The 19,839-nt window shown below is 71.5% G+C and carries 22 protein-coding genes; 10 read left to right on the top strand and 12 right to left on the bottom strand.

What is annotated here, in order from left to right:
- Positions 1 to 4: 4 nt before the first annotated feature.
- Positions 5 to 913, bottom strand: a complete 909-nt coding sequence (locus ABZO31_RS17875; protein ID WP_406862231.1) for an ATP-binding cassette domain-containing protein — start codon at positions 911 to 913, stop codon at positions 5 to 7.
- Between the two features lie 84 nt (positions 914 to 997).
- On the opposite strand from ABZO31_RS17875, the gene ABZO31_RS17880 reads away from it, so the two are divergent.
- Complete coding sequence (locus ABZO31_RS17880) at positions 998 to 1,498, top strand: GbsR/MarR family transcriptional regulator (RefSeq protein ID WP_406862232.1); 501 nt, start codon at positions 998 to 1,000, stop codon at positions 1,496 to 1,498.
- 130 nt (positions 1,499 to 1,628) lie between these two features.
- Here the strand turns inward: ABZO31_RS17880 and ABZO31_RS17885 are convergent, their stop codons facing one another.
- On the bottom strand, positions 1,629 to 2,459 hold the full coding sequence (locus ABZO31_RS17885) for a diacylglycerol kinase (protein ID WP_406862233.1): 831 nt from the start codon (positions 2,457 to 2,459) through the stop codon (positions 1,629 to 1,631).
- A gap of 142 nt (positions 2,460 to 2,601) precedes the next feature.
- On the opposite strand from ABZO31_RS17885, the gene ABZO31_RS17890 reads away from it, so the two are divergent.
- Positions 2,602 to 3,885 (top strand): adenylosuccinate synthase, encoded by a 1,284-nt coding sequence (locus ABZO31_RS17890; protein ID WP_406862234.1) that lies wholly within the window; start codon positions 2,602 to 2,604, stop codon positions 3,883 to 3,885.
- 81 nt (positions 3,886 to 3,966) lie between these two features.
- On the opposite strand, the gene ABZO31_RS17895 is transcribed toward ABZO31_RS17890, so the two are convergent.
- Complete coding sequence (locus tag ABZO31_RS17895) at positions 3,967 to 5,154, bottom strand: NAD(P)/FAD-dependent oxidoreductase (RefSeq protein ID WP_406862235.1); 1,188 nt, start codon at positions 5,152 to 5,154, stop codon at positions 3,967 to 3,969.
- A 111-nt stretch (positions 5,155 to 5,265) separates the two neighbouring features.
- Entirely contained in the window at positions 5,266 to 7,131 is a 1,866-nt protein-coding gene (locus tag ABZO31_RS17900; RefSeq protein WP_406862236.1) for a serine/threonine-protein kinase, read from the bottom strand.
- A gap of 227 nt (positions 7,132 to 7,358) precedes the next feature.
- On the opposite strand from ABZO31_RS17900, the gene ABZO31_RS17905 reads away from it, so the two are divergent.
- The gene (locus ABZO31_RS17905; RefSeq protein WP_406862237.1) at positions 7,359 to 8,297 is read left to right on the top strand and encodes an NADP-dependent oxidoreductase; all 939 of its coding nucleotides are present in this window, start codon (positions 7,359 to 7,361) and stop codon (positions 8,295 to 8,297) included.
- Between the two features lie 183 nt (positions 8,298 to 8,480).
- Positions 8,481 to 9,380 (top strand): glycoside hydrolase family 19 protein, encoded by a 900-nt coding sequence (locus ABZO31_RS17910; RefSeq protein WP_406865388.1) that lies wholly within the window; start codon positions 8,481 to 8,483, stop codon positions 9,378 to 9,380.
- Positions 9,381 to 9,424: 44 nt separating this feature from the next.
- Here the strand turns inward: ABZO31_RS17910 and ABZO31_RS17915 are convergent, their stop codons facing one another.
- Both ABZO31_RS17915 and ABZO31_RS17920 read right to left on the bottom strand, forming a co-directional pair.
- A complete protein-coding gene (locus ABZO31_RS17915) occupies positions 9,425 to 9,619 on the bottom strand; it encodes a DUF397 domain-containing protein (protein WP_406862238.1) in 195 nt (64 codons plus the stop codon).
- Positions 9,616 to 10,452: a helix-turn-helix domain-containing protein gene (locus ABZO31_RS17920; protein WP_406862239.1), complete on the bottom strand. Its 837-nt coding sequence runs from the start codon at positions 10,450 to 10,452 to the stop codon at positions 9,616 to 9,618. The genes ABZO31_RS17915 and ABZO31_RS17920 overlap by 4 nt, the downstream gene beginning before the upstream one ends.
- 228 nt (positions 10,453 to 10,680) lie before the next feature.
- On the opposite strand from ABZO31_RS17920, the gene ABZO31_RS17925 reads away from it, so the two are divergent.
- Positions 10,681 to 11,016, top strand: a complete 336-nt coding sequence (locus ABZO31_RS17925; protein ID WP_406862240.1) for a hypothetical protein — start codon at positions 10,681 to 10,683, stop codon at positions 11,014 to 11,016.
- 12 nt (positions 11,017 to 11,028) lie between these two features.
- Positions 11,029 to 11,154 carry a hypothetical protein gene (locus ABZO31_RS17930; RefSeq protein ID WP_406862241.1) on the top strand — a complete coding sequence of 42 codons (126 nt, stop codon included), beginning with the start codon at positions 11,029 to 11,031 and terminating at the stop codon, positions 11,152 to 11,154.
- A gap of 581 nt (positions 11,155 to 11,735) precedes the next feature.
- On the opposite strand, the gene ABZO31_RS17935 is transcribed toward ABZO31_RS17930, so the two are convergent.
- From ABZO31_RS17935 to ABZO31_RS17955, 5 genes are all read right to left on the bottom strand, one after another.
- A complete protein-coding gene (locus ABZO31_RS17935; protein WP_406862242.1) occupies positions 11,736 to 11,972 on the bottom strand; it encodes a hypothetical protein in 237 nt (78 codons plus the stop codon).
- 843 nt (positions 11,973 to 12,815) lie between these two features.
- The gene (locus ABZO31_RS17940) at positions 12,816 to 13,334 is read right to left on the bottom strand and encodes a DUF3291 domain-containing protein (RefSeq protein ID WP_406862243.1); all 519 of its coding nucleotides are present in this window, start codon (positions 13,332 to 13,334) and stop codon (positions 12,816 to 12,818) included.
- Positions 13,335 to 13,338: 4 nt separating this feature from the next.
- Positions 13,339 to 14,055 (bottom strand): helix-turn-helix transcriptional regulator, encoded by a 717-nt coding sequence (locus ABZO31_RS17945; protein WP_406862244.1) that lies wholly within the window; start codon positions 14,053 to 14,055, stop codon positions 13,339 to 13,341.
- Between the two features lie 46 nt (positions 14,056 to 14,101).
- Positions 14,102 to 14,569 (bottom strand): MarR family winged helix-turn-helix transcriptional regulator, encoded by a 468-nt coding sequence (locus tag ABZO31_RS17950; RefSeq protein ID WP_406862245.1) that lies wholly within the window; start codon positions 14,567 to 14,569, stop codon positions 14,102 to 14,104.
- A complete protein-coding gene (locus ABZO31_RS17955; protein WP_406862246.1) occupies positions 14,566 to 15,156 on the bottom strand; it encodes a DJ-1/PfpI family protein in 591 nt (196 codons plus the stop codon). The genes ABZO31_RS17950 and ABZO31_RS17955 overlap by 4 nt, the downstream gene beginning before the upstream one ends.
- 195 nt (positions 15,157 to 15,351) lie before the next feature.
- On the opposite strand from ABZO31_RS17955, the gene ABZO31_RS17960 reads away from it, so the two are divergent.
- From ABZO31_RS17960 to ABZO31_RS17970, 3 genes are all read left to right on the top strand, one after another.
- Positions 15,352 to 16,713, top strand: a complete 1,362-nt coding sequence (locus ABZO31_RS17960) for an aspartate aminotransferase family protein (protein WP_406862247.1) — start codon at positions 15,352 to 15,354, stop codon at positions 16,711 to 16,713.
- Positions 16,714 to 16,804: 91 nt separating this feature from the next.
- Entirely contained in the window at positions 16,805 to 17,536 is a 732-nt protein-coding gene (locus ABZO31_RS17965) for a GntR family transcriptional regulator (RefSeq protein WP_406862248.1), read from the top strand.
- Between the two features lie 91 nt (positions 17,537 to 17,627).
- On the top strand, positions 17,628 to 18,278 hold the full coding sequence (locus ABZO31_RS17970; RefSeq protein ID WP_406862249.1) for a hypothetical protein: 651 nt from the start codon (positions 17,628 to 17,630) through the stop codon (positions 18,276 to 18,278).
- Between the two features lie 142 nt (positions 18,279 to 18,420).
- On the opposite strand, the gene ABZO31_RS17975 is transcribed toward ABZO31_RS17970, so the two are convergent.
- Positions 18,421 to 19,152, bottom strand: coding sequence for an SLATT domain-containing protein (locus tag ABZO31_RS17975; RefSeq protein WP_406865389.1), 732 nt, complete (start codon positions 19,150 to 19,152; stop codon positions 18,421 to 18,423).
- Positions 19,153 to 19,447: 295 nt separating this feature from the next.
- On the opposite strand from ABZO31_RS17975, the gene ABZO31_RS17980 reads away from it, so the two are divergent.
- Positions 19,448 to 19,783, top strand: coding sequence for a YbaB/EbfC family nucleoid-associated protein (locus tag ABZO31_RS17980; RefSeq protein WP_406865390.1), 336 nt, complete (start codon positions 19,448 to 19,450; stop codon positions 19,781 to 19,783).
- Positions 19,784 to 19,839 lie beyond the last annotated feature (56 nt).

The following is a 19,839-nucleotide window of genomic DNA, read 5'->3' on the forward strand; positions in this document are numbered from 1 at the left end:
GCACTCATCGCGCCATCGCCTCGTCCGTCGCGTCGTCCGCGTAGTGGCGGAGGAACAACTCCTCCAGGGTGGGCGGAGTGCTGGTCAGTGAGCGCACCCCGGACTCGGTCAGCGACCGCAGCACCGCGTCCAGCTTGTCGGTGTCGACCTGGAGCCGGACGCGTCTGCCCTGGACGTCGAGGTCGTGCACACCGGGCAGGTGCGCGAGCCCGTTCGGCGCGCCGGCCAGCTCCGCGCTGACGCTCGTACGCGTCAGGTGCCGCAGTTCCGCGAGCGAACCGCTCTCCACCGTGCGCCCCTTGCGGATGATGCTGACCCGGTCGCAGAGGGTCTCGACCTCGCTGAGGATGTGCGACGACAGCAGGACGGTCGCGCCCCGGTCGCGCGCCTCGGCGACGCAGCTCTGGAAGACCTCCTCCATCAGCGGGTCGAGGCCGCTGGTGGGCTCGTCGAGGATCAGCAGGTCGACGTCGGAGGCGAAGGCGGCGACGAGGGCGACCTTCTGCCGGTTGCCCTTGGAGTACGTGCGCCCCTTCTTCGTCGGGTCGAGCTCGAACTGCTCGATCAGCTCGGCCCGCCGCGCCTTGTCCAGGCTCCCGCGCAGCCGGCCGAACAGGTCGATGACCTCGCCGCCGGACAGGTTGCGCCACAGCGTCACGTCCCCGGGGACGTACGCGATGCGGCGGTGCAGGGCGACGGCGTCCTGCCAGGGGTCGCGGCCGAGGAGCTGGACGGCTCCGGAGTCGGCGCGCAGCAGCCCGAGCAGGACCCGGATGGTGGTGGACTTCCCGGAGCCGTTGGGCCCGAGGAAGCCGTGGACCTCGCCGGCCTCGACGGCGAGGTCGAGGCCGTCCAGCGCGTGCGTCCGACCGAACGACTTGTGCAGTCCGGAGACGGTGATTGCCTTCGTCATGCTTCAGAACGTACGCTACTTTCACAAACTTGTGAAGTTAAGAAAACGTATAAAGTCGAGGGGTCGGGGCGAGCGAGGGAGACGATGGACGGCATGACCAGCAGCAAGCAGCAGGAAGAGGTCGCGCGCTTCGTCGAGCGCTTCGCCGCCGAGCTGACCGAGGCCGGCATGCAGCGCATGGCGGCCCGCGTCTTCGCGGCCCTGCTCGCCTCCGAGTCGGGCTCCCTGACCTCGGCCGAGCTGGCCGAGCGGCTGCAGATCAGCCCGGCGGCCGTCTCGGGCGCGATCCGGTACCTGACGCAGGTCAGCATGGTCGGCCGCGAACGCGACCCGGGCACGCGCCGCGACCGCTACGTGCTGCACCACGAGCTCTGGTACGAGGCGTTCACCCGGCGCGACCAGATCCTGATCCGCTGGGAGAAGGTCCTGCGCGACGGCTCGGAGATCCTCGGCACGGACACGGCGGCGGGCGCGCGCGTCGCGGAGACCGCGGAGTTCTTCGAGTTCGTCCAGAAGGAGATGCTCGGCATGCTCGCCCGCTGGCGCGCCCACCGCGACGCTCAGGCGGAGACCTCCTCCGCCTGAACCGGCCCGAGCCGCCCGAGACTGACGGCCTCCGGGTCCCCGGCCTCCCGGTACGGCCCGAGGGGCCATGGCGTCGCCCCTCCGTCCGGCCGACGGCACAGGGCCCTCGGGGTCGTGGCCCACCGGCAGGTCAGGGCGCGGGGGTGTCCTCCGGATGGTCGGGAAGGGCCGGGAGGGTCAGGCTCCAGGCGTTCTCGCGGATCGTCCACGTACGCCGTCGCAGCGGCGAGGACGTGCGGGAGTCGGCGTGGTAGCGGAAATCCGGGCCCGAGACCGTCAGCGTGCGCGCCTCCGTGCGGACCGGCGGCGCGTGCGGGGGCCGGACGACGACCTCCGCGACGCCGCCGAGGGAGCGCAGCGTCACCGACTCGACCGGCTCGTCCAGGTCCCGCAGCAGCACCCCGTCCGCCTCCACCCGCAGCCGGTGTGTGCGCAGCCCGCCCTGGGGAGGGACGCGGACCAGCGTCCGCACCAGCGTGCGGCAGGTGCTCCACACCGACGCCGGGGGCGGCGCAGCCGGCGCGGGCTCCGCCGTCCCGATCCGCACGCCGCCGAGCACCACCCCGTCCGAGTCGTCGACCAGCAGGTCGAACCGCCGCGCCACGCCGTCCACCACGGCCCGCGCAGCCGCCACCGCACCCTGCGGCACGCCGAGCGCCCTGGCCAGTTCGAGTGAGCCGGGAGCACCAATCGGGACCGCCGACAGCGCCCCGCGCGCCAGCGCACGCTCCCGGTGCAGGAGCGTCACCGTCCGTAGCAGCGCCCGGTCGTCACCGACCACCACGGGGCGCCGCGCACCCCGCCGGGCCAGGGCCCGGGCGAATTCCTCCGGGCCGTCCGGCAGGCAGATCTTCGTTTCCGCCGCTGCGCACAGCACATCTTTCGCGATCCGTACGGACTCGCCGTCACTTCGGCGGGCGACCGGGTCGATGATGACCAGCAGCTGGTCGTGATCCGACACCTCGGTCCTTCCTCGGGTAGCATCTTTGTGCAAGAGCCCCTTGCGCTATTGCGCCAGGGGCTTCGTCTATTCCGGGGCACACCGGTGAGGCGGCGTACGCCCCTGACCTTGGACATGCCCCGCCCGGAAGGGGTGTACGCCTGTGCCCGCACTTGTGCTGCTCGGTGCTCAGTGGGGTGACGAGGGCAAGGGAAAGGCCACTGATCTCCTCGGTGGATCCGTCGATTATGTAGTGCGTTACCAGGGCGGCAACAACGCCGGCCACACGGTCGTCGTCGGCGACCAGAAGTATGCGCTGCATCTCCTCCCTTCCGGAATCCTCTCGCCGGGGTGCACCCCGGTCATCGGCAACGGAGTCGTCGTCGACCCGGCGGTCCTGCTCTCCGAGCTGAGCGGGCTGAACGAGCGCGGCGTCGACACGTCCAAGCTCCTGATCAGCGGTAACGCTCACCTGATCACCCCGTACAACGTCACCCTCGACAAGGTGACGGAACGGTTCCTCGGCAAGCGCAAGATCGGCACCACCGGCCGCGGCATCGGCCCGACCTACGCCGACAAGATCAACCGCGTCGGCATCCGGGTCCAGGACCTGTACGACGAGTCGATCCTGGAGCAGAAGGTCGAGGCGGCCCTGGAGCAGAAGAACCAGCTGCTCGCCAAGGTCTTCAACCGCCGCGCGATCGAGTCCGGCCGGATCGTCGAGGAGATGCTCCAGTACGCGGACCAGATCCGGCCGTACGTCGCCGACACCACGCTGATCCTGAACAACGCGATCGACGACGGCAAGGTCGTGCTCTTCGAGGGCGGCCAGGGCACCCTGCTCGACGTCGACCACGGCACGTACCCCTTCGTCACCTCCTCGAACCCGACCGCGGGCGGCGCCTGCACGGGCGCGGGCGTGGGCCCGACGAAGATCAGCCGGGTCATCGGCATCCTGAAGGCGTACACCACCCGCGTCGGCGCCGGCCCGTTCCCGACGGAGCTGTTCGACGAGGACGGCGAGGCGCTGCGCCGCATCGGCGGCGAGCGGGGCGTCACCACCGGCCGTGACCGCCGCTGCGGCTGGTTCGACGCCGTCATCGCCCGCTACGCGACCCGCGTCAACGGCCTGACGGACTTCTTCCTCACCAAGCTCGACGTGCTCACCGGCTGGGAGCAGATCCCGGTCTGCGTCGCGTACGAGATCGACGGCATGCGCGTCGAGGAGCTGCCGTACTCGCAGACCGACTTCCACCACGCGAAGCCGATCTACGAGATGCTGCCGGGCTGGTCCGAGGACATCACCAAGGCCAAGACCTTCGCCGACCTGCCGAAGAACGCGCAGGGCTACGTGAAGGCGCTGGAGGAGATGTCCGGCGCCCCGATCTCCGCCATCGGCGTCGGCCCCGGCCGCACCGAGACGATCGAGATCAACTCCTTCCTGTAGGAGCCGGGGAACGACCCGGCCCGGAAGACACCGAGGGCCCGCACCTTGCCGTGCGGGCCCTTCGGTGTCTCCGCGGACCCGTCATGCCGCGGGCTCGAGGGAGGCCCTGGCGCCCTTGGAGACGAAGGTGGTCATGTTCACGCGCTTGCTGTAGCGGTATGTCGTCAGCGGGGTGCCGCTGACGAACTCCTTGTACAGGACGGCCGCGCGCCCGGTGAGGCGCAGCCGTACCGGGGTGAAGTCGGCCCGGGTGAACTGGATGACCGCGTCGCGCCGGCCGAGGCTGACCGGCTGGTGGAAGTAGCCGAAGCGGAACGGCTTCACGGACCTGCCGCGCACCAGCCGGGCGATCGTGTCGGCGGTGTACTGGGCCGTCGGCAGCCCGCTCTGGCAGGAGCCGTGCAGCCGGCCCCAGGTCATCCGGACGGAGGCGGCGTCGCCGACGGCGTGGATCTCCGGGTGGGACACCGACCGCAGCGTGGCGTCGGTGAGGATCAGCCCGCGGTCGTCGGTGGCGATCTTCGAGTCGGCGGCGAGCGGCGACACCGCGACGCCCGCCGTCCACAGGCAGGCGTCGGAACGGAGGGTCCGCCCGTCGGTCAGCTCGACGGCGTCGGGCAGCACCCGGGCGACCCGGACGCCGGACGTCACGGTGATGCCGAGCCGGTCGAGCGCGCGGTGGAGGTACGCGCGGGCCTGGTCGCCCATCATCGCGCCGGGCTCCTCCGAGCTGATCAGCGTGATGTCCAGGCCCGGGTGGGCCTCCGCCAGCTCGGTGGCCGCCTCGATCCCGGTCAGGCCGCCGCCGCAGACGGTGACCCTGCCGCCGGACGCGGCGAGCTCGGCGGCCCGCGCGCCGAAGCGGCCGGCGGCCTCCGGGCCGTCGAGGGTGAAGGCGTGGGTGTCGGCGCCGGGGACGTTGCCGGTGTCGGTCCGGCTGCCCAGGGCGTAGACGAGCGTGTCGTACCCGAGGTGCAGCGAGCCGTCGACGGTGATGCGCCGGGCCTCGGGGTCGAGGGCGGTGGCGGTGCCCTGCACGAACTGCACGCCGGTGCCGTTCAGCAGGTCGGGGATCCGGTGGACGGCCAGCTCCTGCCCGGCGGCGACCTGGTGCAGCCGCAGCCGCTCGACGAACCGGCCCGAGGGGTTGACCAGGGTGATCCGCACTCCGGTGCGGCGGGTGCGGTGGGCCAGCCGGATCGCGGTGAACATGCCCGTGTAGCCGCCGCCGAGAACGACGACGTGGCGGCCGCTGCGGATCTCAGGCATTTCCGTCTCCCTGGGTCGGGCACCGGCCTCCGCGCCGGTGACACCCATAGGACAAGCGGCCCGGGTCATGCGTGACAGGTCCTGAATGTGACCTGAGTCACACACCCTCGCCTACGGGCGGACGTACACCCCCGGCTCCCCGTCCGCCGCCATGCCGTACACCAACAGCTGGTCCTTGCCGTCGCGGCGCTGGATACGGAGGTTCGCGGAGCCGTTCTCCGCGCAGTCCTTCTCGTCCCAGACCTCCGGATCCCGCGTCTCCGGGCCGAGGACCAGGTACGGCGCCGTTCCGCCGAGCACGGCCGTGGCGGTGCAGCTGTACGTCTCACCGGTCTGGTCGCCCTGGTCGTCGGTGCGCGGACCCGTGAACTCGTACCGGACGAGTGACGCGCCCACCGGCCCCTGCGTGACGGTCAGTCGGCGGACGTACCCGCCGGAGTCCGGCGCCTTCTCGCCCTCCGGCAGATTGGGGAACGGGAGCTCCTCCCAGCGCCCCACGAAGCCCGCCGGGACGACGTCCTGGCCGGTCCTCGCCTTGCGGAAGGTGGCCTTGACCGCGCCCGACGTCCACTCCGCCACGTTCGAGCCGCGCAGCGTCAGCGTCTGCTGGGCCACCGCCGTGCAGCGCCCGCCCGGGACGCTCGTCGTCACCTCGGAGTCGCCGAGGACGACCTTGTCCGCGTCCGCCGAGACCAGCACGGACCGCCCCATGCACAGCCGGTCGCCGGAGACCTGGACGTAGACGCCCGCCTTCGAGCCCACCGCGCCCTGGGTGATCTCGAGGCGCGCGGTCTCGTACGGGGCGTCCGCCGCGCCCCGCAGCACGCCCTCCCAGGCGCCGACGAGCGCCGCCGGGACGATGCCCGCGGGCCGGGCGGCCACCCCGTCGGTCGTGCCGCGCGGACGGTCCTTCTGCGCGTCGATCCCGGTGTTCGGGTCGGGCCAGTACACGTACGTGACGGTCGCCGCGACGGCCACGGCGAGCGCGGCAAGCAGCGCGACTCGGCGCCTGCGGCGCGGGAGAGCGGAAGTGGACACGGCGGGCGTCGGGTCGACGGGGGCGGTGGGGGACGGGGCCGCCGCCGCGGCCGCCTCCGCCTCCAGGACGCGCGCCGCGTGCCGGCCGAGCCCGGCCAGTACCCCCGCCGGCAGCCAGGGCTCGACGACCGGCAGCGCCTCGACCAGCTCCACGGCCGACGGCCGGTCCGCCGGGTCCTTCGCCAGGCAGGCCCGCGCGAGGCCGGTCAGCTCCGCCGGCAGCCCGGTCAGGTCCGGCTCGTCGTGCGCGATCCGGAACATCGTCGCGTGCACGCCGCTGTCCACGGTCCCGAACGGCGCCCGCCCGGTCGCCGCGTACACCAGCACCGACCCCAGACAGAACACGTCCGACGCCGGCGTCAGCTTCTCCCCCCGCACCTGCTCGGGCGACATGAAACCGGGGGAGCCCACGACCGCCCCGGTGCTCGTCAGCCCGCCGTCCGTGATCGTGTCGACGGCCCGCGCGATGCCGAAGTCGATGATCTGCGGCCCGTCGACCGTCAGCAGCACGTTCGACGGCTTCAGATCCCGGTGCACGAGCCCCGCCGCGTGGACGTGGTCGAGCGCCCGCGCCAGACCCGCCCCCAGCGCCCGTACGGAGGCCGGTGGCAGGGGCCCGTGCTCGTCGGCCACCACCGTCCGCAGCGACGGCCCGGGCACGTACCCGATCGCCACCCACGGGGCCTGCGCCGAGGTGTCCGAGCCCAGGACGGGCGTGGTGCCGGTCCCGCCGACCCGCTCCAGGGCCTCGACCTCCCGGGCGAACCGCCGCCGGAACTCGTCCTGCTCCGCCAGCTCGGCGTGCACGACCTTCACGGCCACCGTCCGCCCGCCCTCCGAACGGGCGAGGAACACCCGGCCCATGCCGCCGACACCGAGTCGGCCGAGCAGACGGAACGGACCGATGGCGGCGGGGTCTTCGGGATGCAAGGGGTCCACGTCCGAAGAGCATGCCAGACGGGGCTGGAGACCCAGAAGGTGTTCCTGCTGTCGCCGCCCGGCGCGCGTCCGGCGCTTCGTCGGCGCTTCTTCGGCCCTCGTTCGTCCGGCGCACCCGCGTTGCCGGGGGTGCGGGCGGTGGGTTCAATGGCCCCGGAGGGAACATCCCGCATGATTCCGCCCTAATCGGTCGGAGTCCGTCCGAGTCCGTCCGAGAGGAACCCTCGATGCGCGTGGTCGAAGTTACCGCCTACGGCGGTCCGGAAGTGCTGCGGATGGCCCACCGCCCCGAGCCGGAGGCCGGCGCCGTGCCCGGCGAGGTACGCGTCAAGCTCAAGGCCACCACGGTCAACAAGGCCGACCTCGCGATCCGCGCGGGCGAGTACGCCGACGTCATGCCCGACCTCAAGCCCCCCTTCGTCCTCGGCTTCGACTTCGTCGGCCGGCTCCTCGACCCCGCCCCCGGGCTTGCGGCGGGGCAGCGCGTCGCCGGCTTCGTCCCCTGGTTCCAGCGGCCCGGCCGGGGCACGTACGCGGAGGTCATCACCGTCGATCCGGTGTGGCTGGCCCCCGTCCCCGACGAGGTGGACGTGGTCGACGCGGCCTCCGTCCCGTTCAGCTCCCAGGCCGCTCACCAGGCCCTGGAGCACCTGGCGCTGCCCGAGGGCTCGGTCGTCTTCATCTCCGGCGCGAGCGGCGTCGTCGGCCGCTTCGCCGTGCAGCACGCCGCCGAACGCGGCCTGCGCGTCATCGCGCTCTCGCACGAGGGCGGCGAGGGCGAGTTGAAGGTGCTCGGCGCGGAGCACGTCGTCCGCCGCGACGGCCCGGAGGTCGTCGTCGCGGAGGTGCTGCGGCACGCGCCGGAGGGCGTCCACGGCGTCTTCGACCCGGCCCGCATGGCCGACCCGCTGCTGGCCGTGGTGAAGGACGGCGGCGTCTTCATCGCGGGCCACGAGTCCTCGGTGCCGGAAGCGGAACGCGACATCAGGACCCACGCGTTCTCGACCGCGTCGGACGGCGCGCGCCTGAAGGAGATCCTGGAGCGCGTGGCCGAACGCCGGCTCACCACCCAGGTGGCCGACGTGCTGCCGCTGGAGGAGGCGGCGGAGGGGCATAGGAGGGCGGAGTCGGGCGGACGGCTGGGGCGGATCGTGCTGGTGATGTAGCCGGTAGTCGGTGGCCGGTAGTCGACAGCCGGCAGCCGGGCAGTCGTGGGGTGACGGAGAGGGGAGATCGCGATGGCGCGATCTCCCCTCTTCTTTTGGTCTAGACCTTGACAGGTCCATACCAATCCCGCTTCGCTGTCCTTCCCCACAGGAAGGACGAAGCGCATGACGAAGCGCATGTCGATGCTGCGACGCCTGCTCACCCTGATGTCCGCTCTCTGTACGGTCGTTGTCGTCGCCGTACTCCTCCCCGCCGCCACGGCGACGGGCGCGGCCGCGGCCGCGTGCGTGACCCCATGGAGCTCCGCCGCCGTCTACACCGGCGGCATGACCGCCTCGTACAACGGCCACAACTGGTACGCGAAGTGGTGGACCCAGAACGAACGCCCCGGCTCCTCCGACGTCTGGCGCGACGAGGGCACGTGCGGCGACGGCGGCGGCACGACGCCGCCCCCGTCGTCCGGCGGCTTCGTGGTCTCCGAGACGCAGTTCAACCAGATGTTCCCGAGCCGGAACTCCTTCTACACGTACGCCGGCCTGAAGGCGGCCCTGAGCGCGTACCCCGGCTTCGCCACCACCGGCAGCGACACGGTGAAGAAGCAGGAGGCCGCCGCCTTCCTCGCCAACGTCAGCCACGAGACGGGCGGCCTCGTCCACATCGTGGAGCAGAACACGGCGAACTACCCGCACTACTGCGACTGGGGCCAGTCCTACGGCTGCCCGGCCGGCCAGGCGGCGTACTACGGCCGCGGCCCGATCCAGCTGAGCTGGAACTTCAACTACAAGGCGGCGGGCGACGCGTTGGGCATCAACCTGCTGAACGACCCGTACCGCGTCGAGCGCGACGCGGCCGTCGCCTGGAAGACCGGCCTCTGGTACTGGAACACCCAGAACGGCCCCGGCACGATGACCGGCCACAACGCCATGGTCAACGGCGCGGGCTTCGGCCAGACGATCCGTTCGATCAACGGCTCGCTGGAGTGCGACGGCCGGAACCCGGCACAGGTGGAGAGCCGGGTCAGCAAGTACCGCCAGTTCACGACGCTGCTGGGTGTCCCGACGGGAGCGAACCTGTACTGCTGACCGGCTGACCCGCTCAGCTGACGGCTGACCCGGCGAGGTCCCCCTCAGCCCTGCCAGGCCACGAACGCCGACCATGCGTCGGGGGTGATGGCGACGGTGGGGCCGTGGGGGATCTTGCTGTCGCGGAGGTGGATGGTGTGGGGGCGGGGGGCGACGGTGTTGCTGAAGGCGACTTCGACGCAACTGCCGCCGCCGCTATCGCTGTGGCTGGACTTGAACCAGTGCAGGGTGTCGCTCATCTCTGTACTCCCGACAACTGCTCGATAAGACCCAGTGATTCGCGTGGGTCCAGGGCCTGGGTCCGGATCTTTGCATACCGCTGGAGGTGCGTACGCACCTTGGTTCGGTCGGTCACAAACAGGCTTTCGCCCTGGATCTCCAGATAGGTCAAGGTGCCGTTATCCGGGGTCTCGGCGATCTCCAGAGTGCCTCGGTCGCCCGCGTACACGCCGTTCAGCGCCGCCCTGAGCGGCAGCACCTGAAGGTTCACGTTTCTCCGACGAGCGCACTCTGCCAAGTGCAGCAGTTGCCTGCGCATGATCTCGTCGCTCCCGATCGGCCGCCTCAGCACCGACTCGTCGACGATGAGCTCGATCTCGCACGTCGGCTTCCGGTCGAACAGTTGCTTGCGCGCCATCCGGCCGACGACCAGCTCCTCGACCCGCTCCGGGGTCGGCTCCGGATACCCGCCCGCGATGAGCGCTCGCGCGTACGCCTCGGTCTGGAACAGGCCGTGGAAGACGTGGTTCGCGTACAGCCACAAGCTGACCGCCTTCTGCTCCATCGGCGCGTACTCCCGGAAGATCTCCGGCAGCTTCTCCAGCCGCACCCACTCCCGCAGGTCCTCGAACACTCCCACCCCGTCGCCCAGCGCCCCCTCCAGCTTCTCCAGCATCTCGTCGCTCACCGGCTGCGCCAGCGTCTCCATCGCACTCACCGCTGCGCCCGTGTAGCCCAGCATCCGCCCCAACTGCTCCTGCGTCAGCCCTTTCTTCAGCCGCATTCGCTTGGCGAAGCTCGCCGCCATACGTGCCGCCGGGCCCGCCGATTCTTTGTTCTCCGCTCGCGCCATTGCGATCCCCATTCGGACTCGACCGGACTCAACCGGTCTCAACTGCTCCCCGCCGAATTCGACTGCCTGCAAGGCGCGTTCGTGCAGGTCAAGGGGTTCTCGACGCACCCTGGTCAGTCCTGGAAAACGCTAGCGACGACCCGCGATCCTGTCTTCGTGATCGCAGCGAATCGGGAAGAAAACCTGGATTGGATTCCTATTTCCGGATTCCAACTCCGCAAGGCAGGTGTGCAATTCGACGCCGTACGGGTCGACGGCGAGGACGGCCGTGCGCTGGCGGACAGCATGGAACGGCTGACGGGCGGCGACCCGGGACCGGTCGTCATAGAGGCGAACGGGCGCCGGTCGATGTACTTCCTGGTGCCGCCGGGCTCGACGGTGCACCGCGCATGGCCGAGGGGCGTCACCCGGCTGAACGCGGGACCCGCTCATGTGGCGTACGTGCCGGTGCCGGCGCTGGAGGGGCGGACGTGGCCGCTGTCGTGGCGGTTTCCGCCGACGCGGCCGGGCCGGTACGTGCACGCGTTGCTGCTGAGGAGCGTGGCGACGGTGCTGTTCGGGTGAGAAAGTACCGGTATGCGCATCAACCTCGGCACCGGGGCCGGCTCGGCCCGCAAGCGGTGGATCCTGCTGTTGCTCGGCTCGTTCCTGGGCCTCGTCCTCGCGGCGTTCGCGACGGGGGTGATGGACGCGCTGGGGTAGCGAGGGAGGAGGTACTGGGGGTGGGGTTTCTGGTGGGCTTCTGGTGCGGCCGCCCTCTTTCCGAGTGTGGCCCCTGGAGGCACCGCGTCAAGGGCGCTCCTCCGTCGCGTCGCTTCGCGATTCCGCTAAAGCTCCACCCTTGACCCGGCACCTCCAGGGGCCTTTTCACACTCGGAGGGCGGCCGGGGGGCAGGGTCCGCGCAGGGAGGCGGGATGGTGGCCGGGCGCCGTGGGCGGCTGGCGGGTGGGTACGCGGTCGTTGAGTGGGGCGCCCAATGCCGTCTCGGCGCCTGAAAGGCCGTCCCGAGGCACGGCACATGCCCGGCTGGTCATTGTCCATGGGGAGTGGAACGGGCGGAGGGGGAGCAGGGGGAGGCGGGGCACCCGGACCTGCCGTTTCGCGCCACTGAGACGAGCCCCGAACCCTCCCCGGTCACACAGATCTCACCCAGTCACTCACCTATCGTCCCGGCGCGCTGGGAGCACCGAAACGACAAGAACGACGCCCATCCAGCCCTGCGGCCCGCGAGGGGGGGCGAACCCCGACCTGGAGGGGCGAGGTGAGCGTTCGGGCTCGCCGGTCAGTCGCCTTCCGGCCGAAGCCGTCGGCGAGCTGCCTCAAGCTGCTGGTCATAGTCAGACGCGAACAGCCCAGGAAGCGACTTGTCCAGCGTTCCGGCGATGCGATGGATCGGCGCCCAGACCGCCGGATCGTCGACCACCCGGCTCAGGTCTGTCATCTGCAGCTTCTCGAGCCAGTCCGACAACACCAGAGCCTCGTCACTCGTCAGCTTGATCGTGATCTGGGTGTCACCCATGCCCAACCCCTCCGGCTCGGCCCCACCCTCAACCGCTCGAGCCTATTGGTCCTCGACGTTGACCCAACCCATGGGGGCAACCCCCGCGTGCCAGTCAGGGACGGGACTCGACGCCCCCGCCGTCACGCACGCAACACCTACCTCGCCCGTCGCGGAGTGGCGGGCTCCGTAGCACCGAAACGACAGCCTCCGAAGACTCCGACTCGCGCACATGAGGCAGGGGTGGGTTCCGCACCCCCCGGTGTCACGCACACAACACCCGCCTCTGCCATCACGGGCCTGCCGGGAAGGTGTCGAGATTGTCGTTTCGGTGCTCTCAACGGACTGCGGGGGTACGGGGGTGACGGGACGAGACCCGTGTGACTCCAGAGGCTTTGCGGCTCGCTTCAGTGGCGTGAAAGGGCAGAGTCCGCTTCCCCCGCCTACCTACTCCCTCACCCCCACGGACAATGACCAGCCGGGCATGGACTCTGCCTCGGGACGGCGGTCATGGCGCCGAGACGGCAATGGGCACCCCACTCAACGACCGCGCACCCACCCGCCGGCCGCCCACGGCGGCCAGGCACTATCGCAGGGTTACGCGCGGACCCTGCCCCCCGGCCGCCCTCCGAGTGTGAAAAGGCCCCTGGAGGTGCCGGGTCAAGGGTGAAGCGCAAGCGGAATCGCGAAGCGACGCGACGGAGGAGCGCCCTTGACGCGGTGCCTCCAGGGGCCACACTCGGAAAGAGGGCGGCCGCACCAGAAGCCCACCAGAAACCCCACCCCCGACTACCTCCTCCCCCCGCCACCACCCCGGCCACCACCCCCCCACCCCCGCCTCAACGCGCCCGTCAGAGCAGGCAGCTACACCCTCGGCGGCGCCACTGCCGGCGCCACTGCCGGCGCGACTGCCGGCGCGACCGTCGGCGCCACCGGTGCCGGGTACGGGTTGCGGAAGGTGAACGCGTCCGGCCCCGGGCCGTGTTCGCGGAGCAGGGTGACCCGTTCCATCGCCTCCGCCAGGGTCGGGCGGTGGCCGGCCGGGATCCACCACAGGGCCTGGTGGGCCTCCGCCATGCGCTGGAACCACTCGCGGCGGCGGGCCAGGACGCGCAGGTGGTCGGAGTGGTACACGTACGCCTTCAGCGCCTCGACCGACTCCCACACCGAGCAGTTGAAGATGATCCGGTCGTCGTGCTCGTCGGGGCGGAAGCCCGTCGCGTCCGTGCCGTCCTCGTCGACCATGCGCCAGACGAATCCGGGGCTGCGGTCGGCGAGCGCGTTGATCTCGGGGAGTTGGGAGACGAAGCCGGCCAACTCGGGGCTGTCCAGCGGGGCGACGATGCGGCCGATGTTGACCTGCGCGAGGTGATAGCCAGTCATGTCCTCAGGATGGCTGGGGCTCGCTTCTATCGTCAATGGATTTGTTTTTAGAAGACTCATCAGACGACTTCCGAGAGGACTTCAGCGCCACGCAGCACCCGTCCGGGCACGGATCCATCTCCGGCGACCAGCCCCCCTCCGGCGCCAGGCCCTCGATCAGCGCGAGGTTCATCCCGCAGATCAGGGCGGGGAACTCGGCGGCCAGCGCGTGGAAGGGGCAGTTCCGCAGCCGCAGCGTCGAGCCGTCCCAGAACGGCTGGTAGCCGCGGGCGCGCAGGGTCTCCACGAGGTCCGTCGAGGACGCCGTCGCGCCCATGGCGCGGGCCGCGGCCTGCAGTGCGCGGTCGAGGCCGGCGTTCTCGACCACCTCGGCGAGGAGCCGTCCGGCGGAGTCGTACGCGCGGGGCGGTACGGAGACGGAGTGCTCGCCCTCGGCGCGGCGGTACACCTTCGCCGGCCGCCCGGCGCCGGGCCCCGTACGGCCGGAGAGCCGCCGGAACGACACGGTCAGCAGCCCGGCCTCGACCAGCTTGTCGAGGTGGAAGGCGGCGAGGGAGCGGGAGATCCCGACCGCCTCCGCGGCCGCGTCGCGGCCCACGTCGCCCGGGGTGGCCGCGACGTGCCGGTAGAGGTTCCGGCGTACGGGGTCGGAGAGCGCGCCGAGCGCGGTGAATGCGGAGTCGTCGGTGCCGTCGATGCCGTCGGTGTCTTCGGTCGTCACCGGCCGAGTCTAAGAGCAACGATCGCTGCGGAATCAGGCTCAGGAATCAGCCGTCGCTCTCCCTCGCCTCCAGCTCGATCGCGTCCAGCGCCGCCGACAGCCGCCGCAGCACCCGTACCGTCTCCTCGAAGGCGTCCTGGCCGCCGAGTTCGCTCATCAGCCGGGCCGCCAGCTCCGCGTGGCCGGGGTCGATGCGGTCGATGGCCGCGCGGCCCTCGGGGGTGGGGGTGAGGAGCTTGGCGCGGCGGTGGGCCGGGTTGGGCTCGTACGCGGCGAGGCCCTCGCGGACCAGCAGGTCCGCGATCCGCTGGACGCTCTGGCGGGTGATGCCCATGACGCGGGCGATCCCGGCGACGGGGAGCGGCTCGGGCAGGACGGCGCCGAGGACCTGCCACCACGCGGCCGTGAGCCCGGCCGGTTCGGCCAGCCTCTCCGAGACGGAGAGGAACTGGCCGTTCAGCCGGAACACGGCGAGCGCGGTCCGGGACAACGCGTCCTGCTGTGCCCGGCTCACGAGTTGAGCTCGGCGAACGCCGCCGGGTCCGAGTCGTGGAACAGCCGGTACCAGGCGTCCAGCTTGGAGCCCTCGAAGGCGCCCAGCTTGCCCAGGATCTCGCGGGCGAACGCGACCGGCTCGGTCGGGCCGGCGGTGATCAGCTCGCCGTCGGTGACCGCGTCCGTCTCCACGTACCGCTCACCGCCCCGGTAGCCGGTCGCGGCCAGGTAGAAGTCGACGGCGCTGGTGTGCGCGCGGTCGTCGAGCAGGCCCTCGCGGGCGAGGCCCGCGGTCGCGCCGCAGATGGCGGCGACGGGGACCTTCTCGTCGAGGAACGTGCGGGCCTTGGCGGCGAAGGGTGCGAGCTCGTCGCTCGTGTCCCAGAGGTCGGCGCCCGGCAGGATCAGCAGCTCACTGTCCTCGGGGCGCAGGTCGGCGAGCGCGAGGTCGGGGACGATCCGCATCCCGGCGATGGTGGTGACGGGCCGCTCGGCGGTGAAGCCGACGGTCCTGACCGTGAAGCCGCAGCGGGCGAGCCACGAAGTGGCGTGGCCGGTCTCCCAGTCGGCGAGGGTGTCGTAGACGGCGAGGTGGACGGTGCGCATGGCCTGCCTCCAGCTTGCGGTGTCTTCTGCTTCTGACAGCAGACTGTCAGATTGACAGCCTGCTGTCAATAAGGGGGGTCCGACTCCGGTCCGACTCCGGTCCTGCTCCCGTCCGGCAACGTGTCGCGTCCCCCGCCGTCTCGGTGGACAGGATGGTGATGGCCGCTCCGACCTGCGCGTCTTTACGCTGGATCCATGACCCCTCATGTCGAACCCGATCCCCAGGCCGGTGCGGCCGTGAAGGCCGCCGACCGTGCGCACGTGTTCCACTCCTGGTCCGCCCAGGGCCTGATCGACCCGCTCGCCGTCGCCGGCGCGGAGGGTTCGTACTTCTGGGACTACGACGGCAACCGGTACCTCGACTTCACCAGCGGCCTCGTCTACACCAACATCGGCTACCAGCACCCCCGTGTGGTCGCCGCGATCCAGGAGCAGGCCGCGAAGCTCACCACCTTCGCGCCCGCGTTCGCCATCGACGTGCGCTCCGAGGCCGCCCGCCTCATCGCCGAGCGCACCCCCGGCGACCTGAACAAGATCTTCTTCACCAACGGCGGCGCCGAGGCCGTCGAGAACGCCGTCCGGATGGCCCGTCTGCACACGGGCCGCCACAAGGTGCTCTCCGCCTTCCGCTCGTACCACGGAGCGACCTCCACCGCGATCAACCTCACCGGTGACCCGCGCCGCTGGGCCTCCGACACCGGCACCGCCGGCGTGGTCCGCTTCTGGGCGCCGTTCCTGTACCGCTCGGCCTTCTACGCCGAGACCGAGCAGCAGGAGTGCGAGCGCGCGCTGCAGCACCTCGAGGACACCATCGCCTTCGAAGGCCCGCAGAACATCGCGGCGATCGTCCTGGAGACCGTCCCCGGCACCGCCGGCATCATGACGCCGCCGCCCGGCTACCTCGCCGGCGTGCGCGCGATCTGCGACGCGTACGGGATCGTCTTCGTCCTCGACGAGGTCATGGCCGGCTTCGGCCGTACCGGCACGTGGTTCGCCGCCGAGCACTTCGACGTCGTGCCCGACCTGATGACCTTCGCCAAGGGCGTGAACTCCGGCTACGTGCCGCTCGGCGGCGTCGCGATCAGCGAGGAGATCGCCGCGACCTTCGAGACCCGCCCGTACCCCGGCGGCCTCACCTACTCCGGCCACCCGCTGGCCTGCGCCGCGGCCGTCGCGACCATCCAGGTGATGGAGGACGAGAAGGTCGTCGAGCACGCCGCCCGCATCGGCGAGACGGTGCTCGGCCCCGGCCTGCGCGAGCTGGCCGAGCGCCACCCGTCCGTGGGCGAGGTGCGCGGCATGGGCGCCTTCTGGGCGCTGGACCTGGTCAAGAACAAGGAGACCCGCGAGCCGCTCGTCCCGTACAACGCCTCCGGCGCGGCCAACGCGCCCATGGCGGCCTTCGGCGCGGCGGCGAAGAAGCACGGTCTGTGGCCGTTCATCAACATGAACCGCACCCACGCCGTGCCCGCCTGCAACGTCTCCGAGGCCGAGGCCAAGGAGGGCCTGGCCGCCCTCGACGCCGCCCTGTCGGTGGCGGACGAGCACACCGTCTGAGGCCGCCGTGGCCTTCGCGGCGCGCTAAATGATCATGGACCCCCTCCGCCTGGACTACTGTGTCCCGCAGCCGGACGGAGGGGGCCTCACCATGCCCACGAACGCGAGCGTGACGCGGAGCACCCTGCGACAGCAGATCGCGGACGCGCTGCGTGACGAGATCCTCGCGGGGCGTCTCCGGCCGGGCGACACCTTCACCGTCAAGCACATCGCCGAGCAGTACGGCGTCTCCGCGACGCCCGTGCGCGAGGCCCTCGTCGACCTCTCCGCGCAGGGGCTGCTCGACTCCGACCACCACCGCGGCTTCTGCGTCCACCGCTTCACGGTCGACGACTACCGGGGCATGGTCGAGGCCCGGATGATGATCGTGGACGGGATATTCCGCCGCCATCTCGCCGCGGACCCGTCCCCGGCCGCCCCGCTCGGCCCGGCCGGCGGCGCCGCCGGCGAGCCCGACGTGCGCTTCGGGGCCGCGCTCGCCTCCGTGCGCCGCCGCGCCGAGGCCGCCGCGCGCGCCGCGCGGACCGGCGACCTGGACGTCCTCATCGGCTACGACATCCGCTTCTGGCGCGAGCTGAGCCGGCTCGTCTCCACCAACGAGTACGTCGCCGGCTTCCTGCACCGGCTGCGCGTGCACGCCTGGGTGTTCGCCGTGCCGTACCTGCGCTCCGACCTCGAACTGCTCGACTGGCTGTGGGGCGGGCACACCGCCCTGGTCGACGCGATCACCCGGGGCGACGCGAAGGCCGCGATCGCGGTGGTCGAGGAGTACAACGAGCACGCCCTGCAGTGGGCGGACCGGCTGGAGCGCTTCCAGGGCTGACGCGTACCCGGCCTGTGCGGAGGGTACGGAGGCCACTACGCTGTCCCGACCCGACGCGTGACCACGACAGACAACGGAGAGCGAGCCCGCCTTGGCCTGTGACCTGTGGCTGGTCCCCCTCGTCGACGTGCTGTGCCACAGCCCCGACAATCCCTTCGCCGAAGAGATCGCCGCCTACGACAAGGCGCTGACCGAGGCCGGCCTGCCCACCGTCCCCGTCTTCGCGTACATGCCGGGCCTCTCCGGCGACGTCGCGCCGGTGGCCGGCTTCGACTACGACGCCCTGCACTTCCTGCGCCGTGCGTACCTGCTCCAGCTGTGCGGGCTGCCGGTCGAGCCGGTCGGCGAACTCGGCGGGGACTACGAGCAGCTCCTGGAGATGTTCGAGGCGACCGCCCAGCAGTCGCACCTCGTCTGGCACTACGACCACGCCGGTGCGTACGTGCCCGTGGACTTCCCGGCGCCGCTCTCGAACGACGAGCTGCTGGAGGGCGGCGGGCCGCTCGGCTCCTCGCACGGGCTGCTGCGGGAGCTGGAGTTCGTGGCCCCGGCGATCGGCATCGACCCCGCGAACCCCCCGGCGGCCCCGCTCCCGCCGGAACGCCCCACGTCCCTGGAGGAGCCCGCGGGCCCCATCCCGTACGACGACAGCCCCTTCGCCCGGGAACGCCACGTCTGGCTGGGCCTCCACGCGGCAGCGACGAGGAGCCTGGGCCAGGGCTCGATGATCATCTTCAGCTGAGGGGTGCGGGCCCCCGCACACGGGGCCCGCACCTTCGGCGGCGCCCCGACAGGGGCGCGGGGTGTATCGATGGGCGGCTCCGCCGCGTGGGCGCGACCAGCCGCAACCGGCCCGCAGGTCGAAACTGCCCCCTAGCGGAGCGTCACCGCGGCTCCGGCGGCCGCTGCCGCGGCATGTTCGGCCGCGTCCCCGGCGGAAGGGGGAACCGCGACGAGGGGTGCGGCACCTCGGCACGCGCACCCGGCACCCCCATCGACTGCATCACCAGCGGCGCCGGCCCCGAGCGGAACTCCACCATCCAGTCCGCCGTCTCCGCCCGCACCAGCTCCGTCACGTCCTCCGAGAACCGCCGCAGAATCCCGAGGCACCGCTCCGCCGCCTCGCTCGCCGTGCCCTCCGTGGGCCCGAGCACCTCGCGCACGCTCTCCGACGCCCAGTCGAACTGCAGGGCCTGCAGCCGTCGCTGGATGGCCTGGGCCGTGGCCACGTTCCTTATCCAGCCCGACGTGAGCCCGAAGAGGCGGTCGCACCCGATGCACGCCGCCCCGAGCAGCAGCGACAGGTAGCCCCAGCCGGCCGCCCCGTCCGCCGCCACGTCCGTCAGGTCGAGCAGCGGCAGCGCCGCGCCCGCCACGACGCCCACGGCCGTGCCGATGCGCAGGGCGACGGCCGCGCGGCGCTTGCGGACGCGGTCGGAGAGGTACCAGTCCGCGGTGCGCAGCGCCTGCGCCTCGACCCAGCGGTACAGCTCGTCGAGGCGCTCCGCGGGCTCGCCCCAGTCGCCGTGCGGGAAGGGCGCGCCGGTCAGGTCGGGATTGCGGGCCGGGTCGTCCCGGTGGCCGTCCCGCTTCCCGCCGGGCTGCCCCGGCTGCATCTCCGGCATCTCCGGCGGCTGCATGTCCGGCTGCTGGCTCACCGGGGCACTCCTCTGCATGGTTGCGTCGAGCGTGACGTGCGGTGCACGTGGTGCCTGCCCTTCCTACCGCCGAATGGTGGGCTGTGGGCCCGCATTCCCGGGAATTCCGCCCGCAAGGGGGTCGTGATCAGGTAGAGGAGCCCCGAGTTTCTCACTCGAAAGAGTTGGGCGGCAGCGGGGGCGTGGACCACGTAGGCTCGGCGTACCGAGAGTCGTCAGCAGTGACCGATGCAGTGACCAGGAGTGAGTGACCGTGTTCCCCGGTGGTGGCCAGCCCAACATGCAGCAGCTGCTCCAGCAGGCCCAGAAGATGCAGCAGGACCTCGCGCGTGCCCAGGAGGAGCTCGCCGCCACCGAGGTCGACGGTCAGGCCGGCGGCGGTCTCGTCAAGGCCACGGTGACCGGTTCCGGCGAGCTGCGCGCTCTGGTGATCGACCCGAAGGCGGTCGACCCGGAGGACACCGAGACGCTGGCCGACCTGGTCGTCGCCGCGGTCAAGGCCGCCAACGACAACGCGCAGCAGCTCCAGCAGGCCAAGCTCGGCCCGCTCGCCCAGGGCATGGGCGGGATGCCGGGCCTGGGCTTCTGAGCCTGGGCTTCTGACGCACGTCTTAAGCCACTACCGTAAGAATCAAGCACTCCCGA

Origin of the sequence: Streptomyces solicamelliae, assembly GCF_045348655.1 — a bacterium.
Taxonomy (GTDB): Bacteria; Actinomycetota; Actinomycetes; order Streptomycetales; family Streptomycetaceae; genus Streptomyces; species Streptomyces solicamelliae.

Coding starts and splice junctions, on each gene's coding strand:
- ABZO31_RS17965 (WP_406862248.1), top strand. CDS start 16,805: ATGCCCACGAACGCGAGCGTGACGCGGAGCACCCTGCGACAGCAGATC.
- ABZO31_RS17920 (WP_406862239.1), bottom strand. CDS start 10,452: ATGGCGCGAGCGGAGAACAAAGAATCGGCGGGCCCGGCGGCACGTATG.
- ABZO31_RS17955 (WP_406862246.1), bottom strand. CDS start 15,156: ATGCGCACCGTCCACCTCGCCGTCTACGACACCCTCGCCGACTGGGAG.
- ABZO31_RS17960 (WP_406862247.1), top strand. CDS start 15,352: ATGACCCCTCATGTCGAACCCGATCCCCAGGCCGGTGCGGCCGTGAAG.
- ABZO31_RS17910 (WP_406865388.1), top strand. CDS start 8,481: ATGCTGCGACGCCTGCTCACCCTGATGTCCGCTCTCTGTACGGTCGTT.
- ABZO31_RS17880 (WP_406862232.1), top strand. CDS start 998: ATGGACGGCATGACCAGCAGCAAGCAGCAGGAAGAGGTCGCGCGCTTC.
- ABZO31_RS17930 (WP_406862241.1), top strand. CDS start 11,029: ATGCGCATCAACCTCGGCACCGGGGCCGGCTCGGCCCGCAAGCGGTGG.
- ABZO31_RS17935 (WP_406862242.1), bottom strand. CDS start 11,972: ATGGGTGACACCCAGATCACGATCAAGCTGACGAGTGACGAGGCTCTG.
- ABZO31_RS17905 (WP_406862237.1), top strand. CDS start 7,359: ATGCGCGTGGTCGAAGTTACCGCCTACGGCGGTCCGGAAGTGCTGCGG.
- ABZO31_RS17875 (WP_406862231.1), bottom strand. CDS start 913: ATGACGAAGGCAATCACCGTCTCCGGACTGCACAAGTCGTTCGGTCGG.
- ABZO31_RS17895 (WP_406862235.1), bottom strand. CDS start 5,154: ATGCCTGAGATCCGCAGCGGCCGCCACGTCGTCGTTCTCGGCGGCGGC.
- ABZO31_RS17915 (WP_406862238.1), bottom strand. CDS start 9,619: ATGAGCGACACCCTGCACTGGTTCAAGTCCAGCCACAGCGATAGCGGC.
- ABZO31_RS17975 (WP_406865389.1), bottom strand. CDS start 19,152: ATGCAGCCGGGGCAGCCCGGCGGGAAGCGGGACGGCCACCGGGACGAC.
- ABZO31_RS17940 (WP_406862243.1), bottom strand. CDS start 13,334: ATGACTGGCTATCACCTCGCGCAGGTCAACATCGGCCGCATCGTCGCC.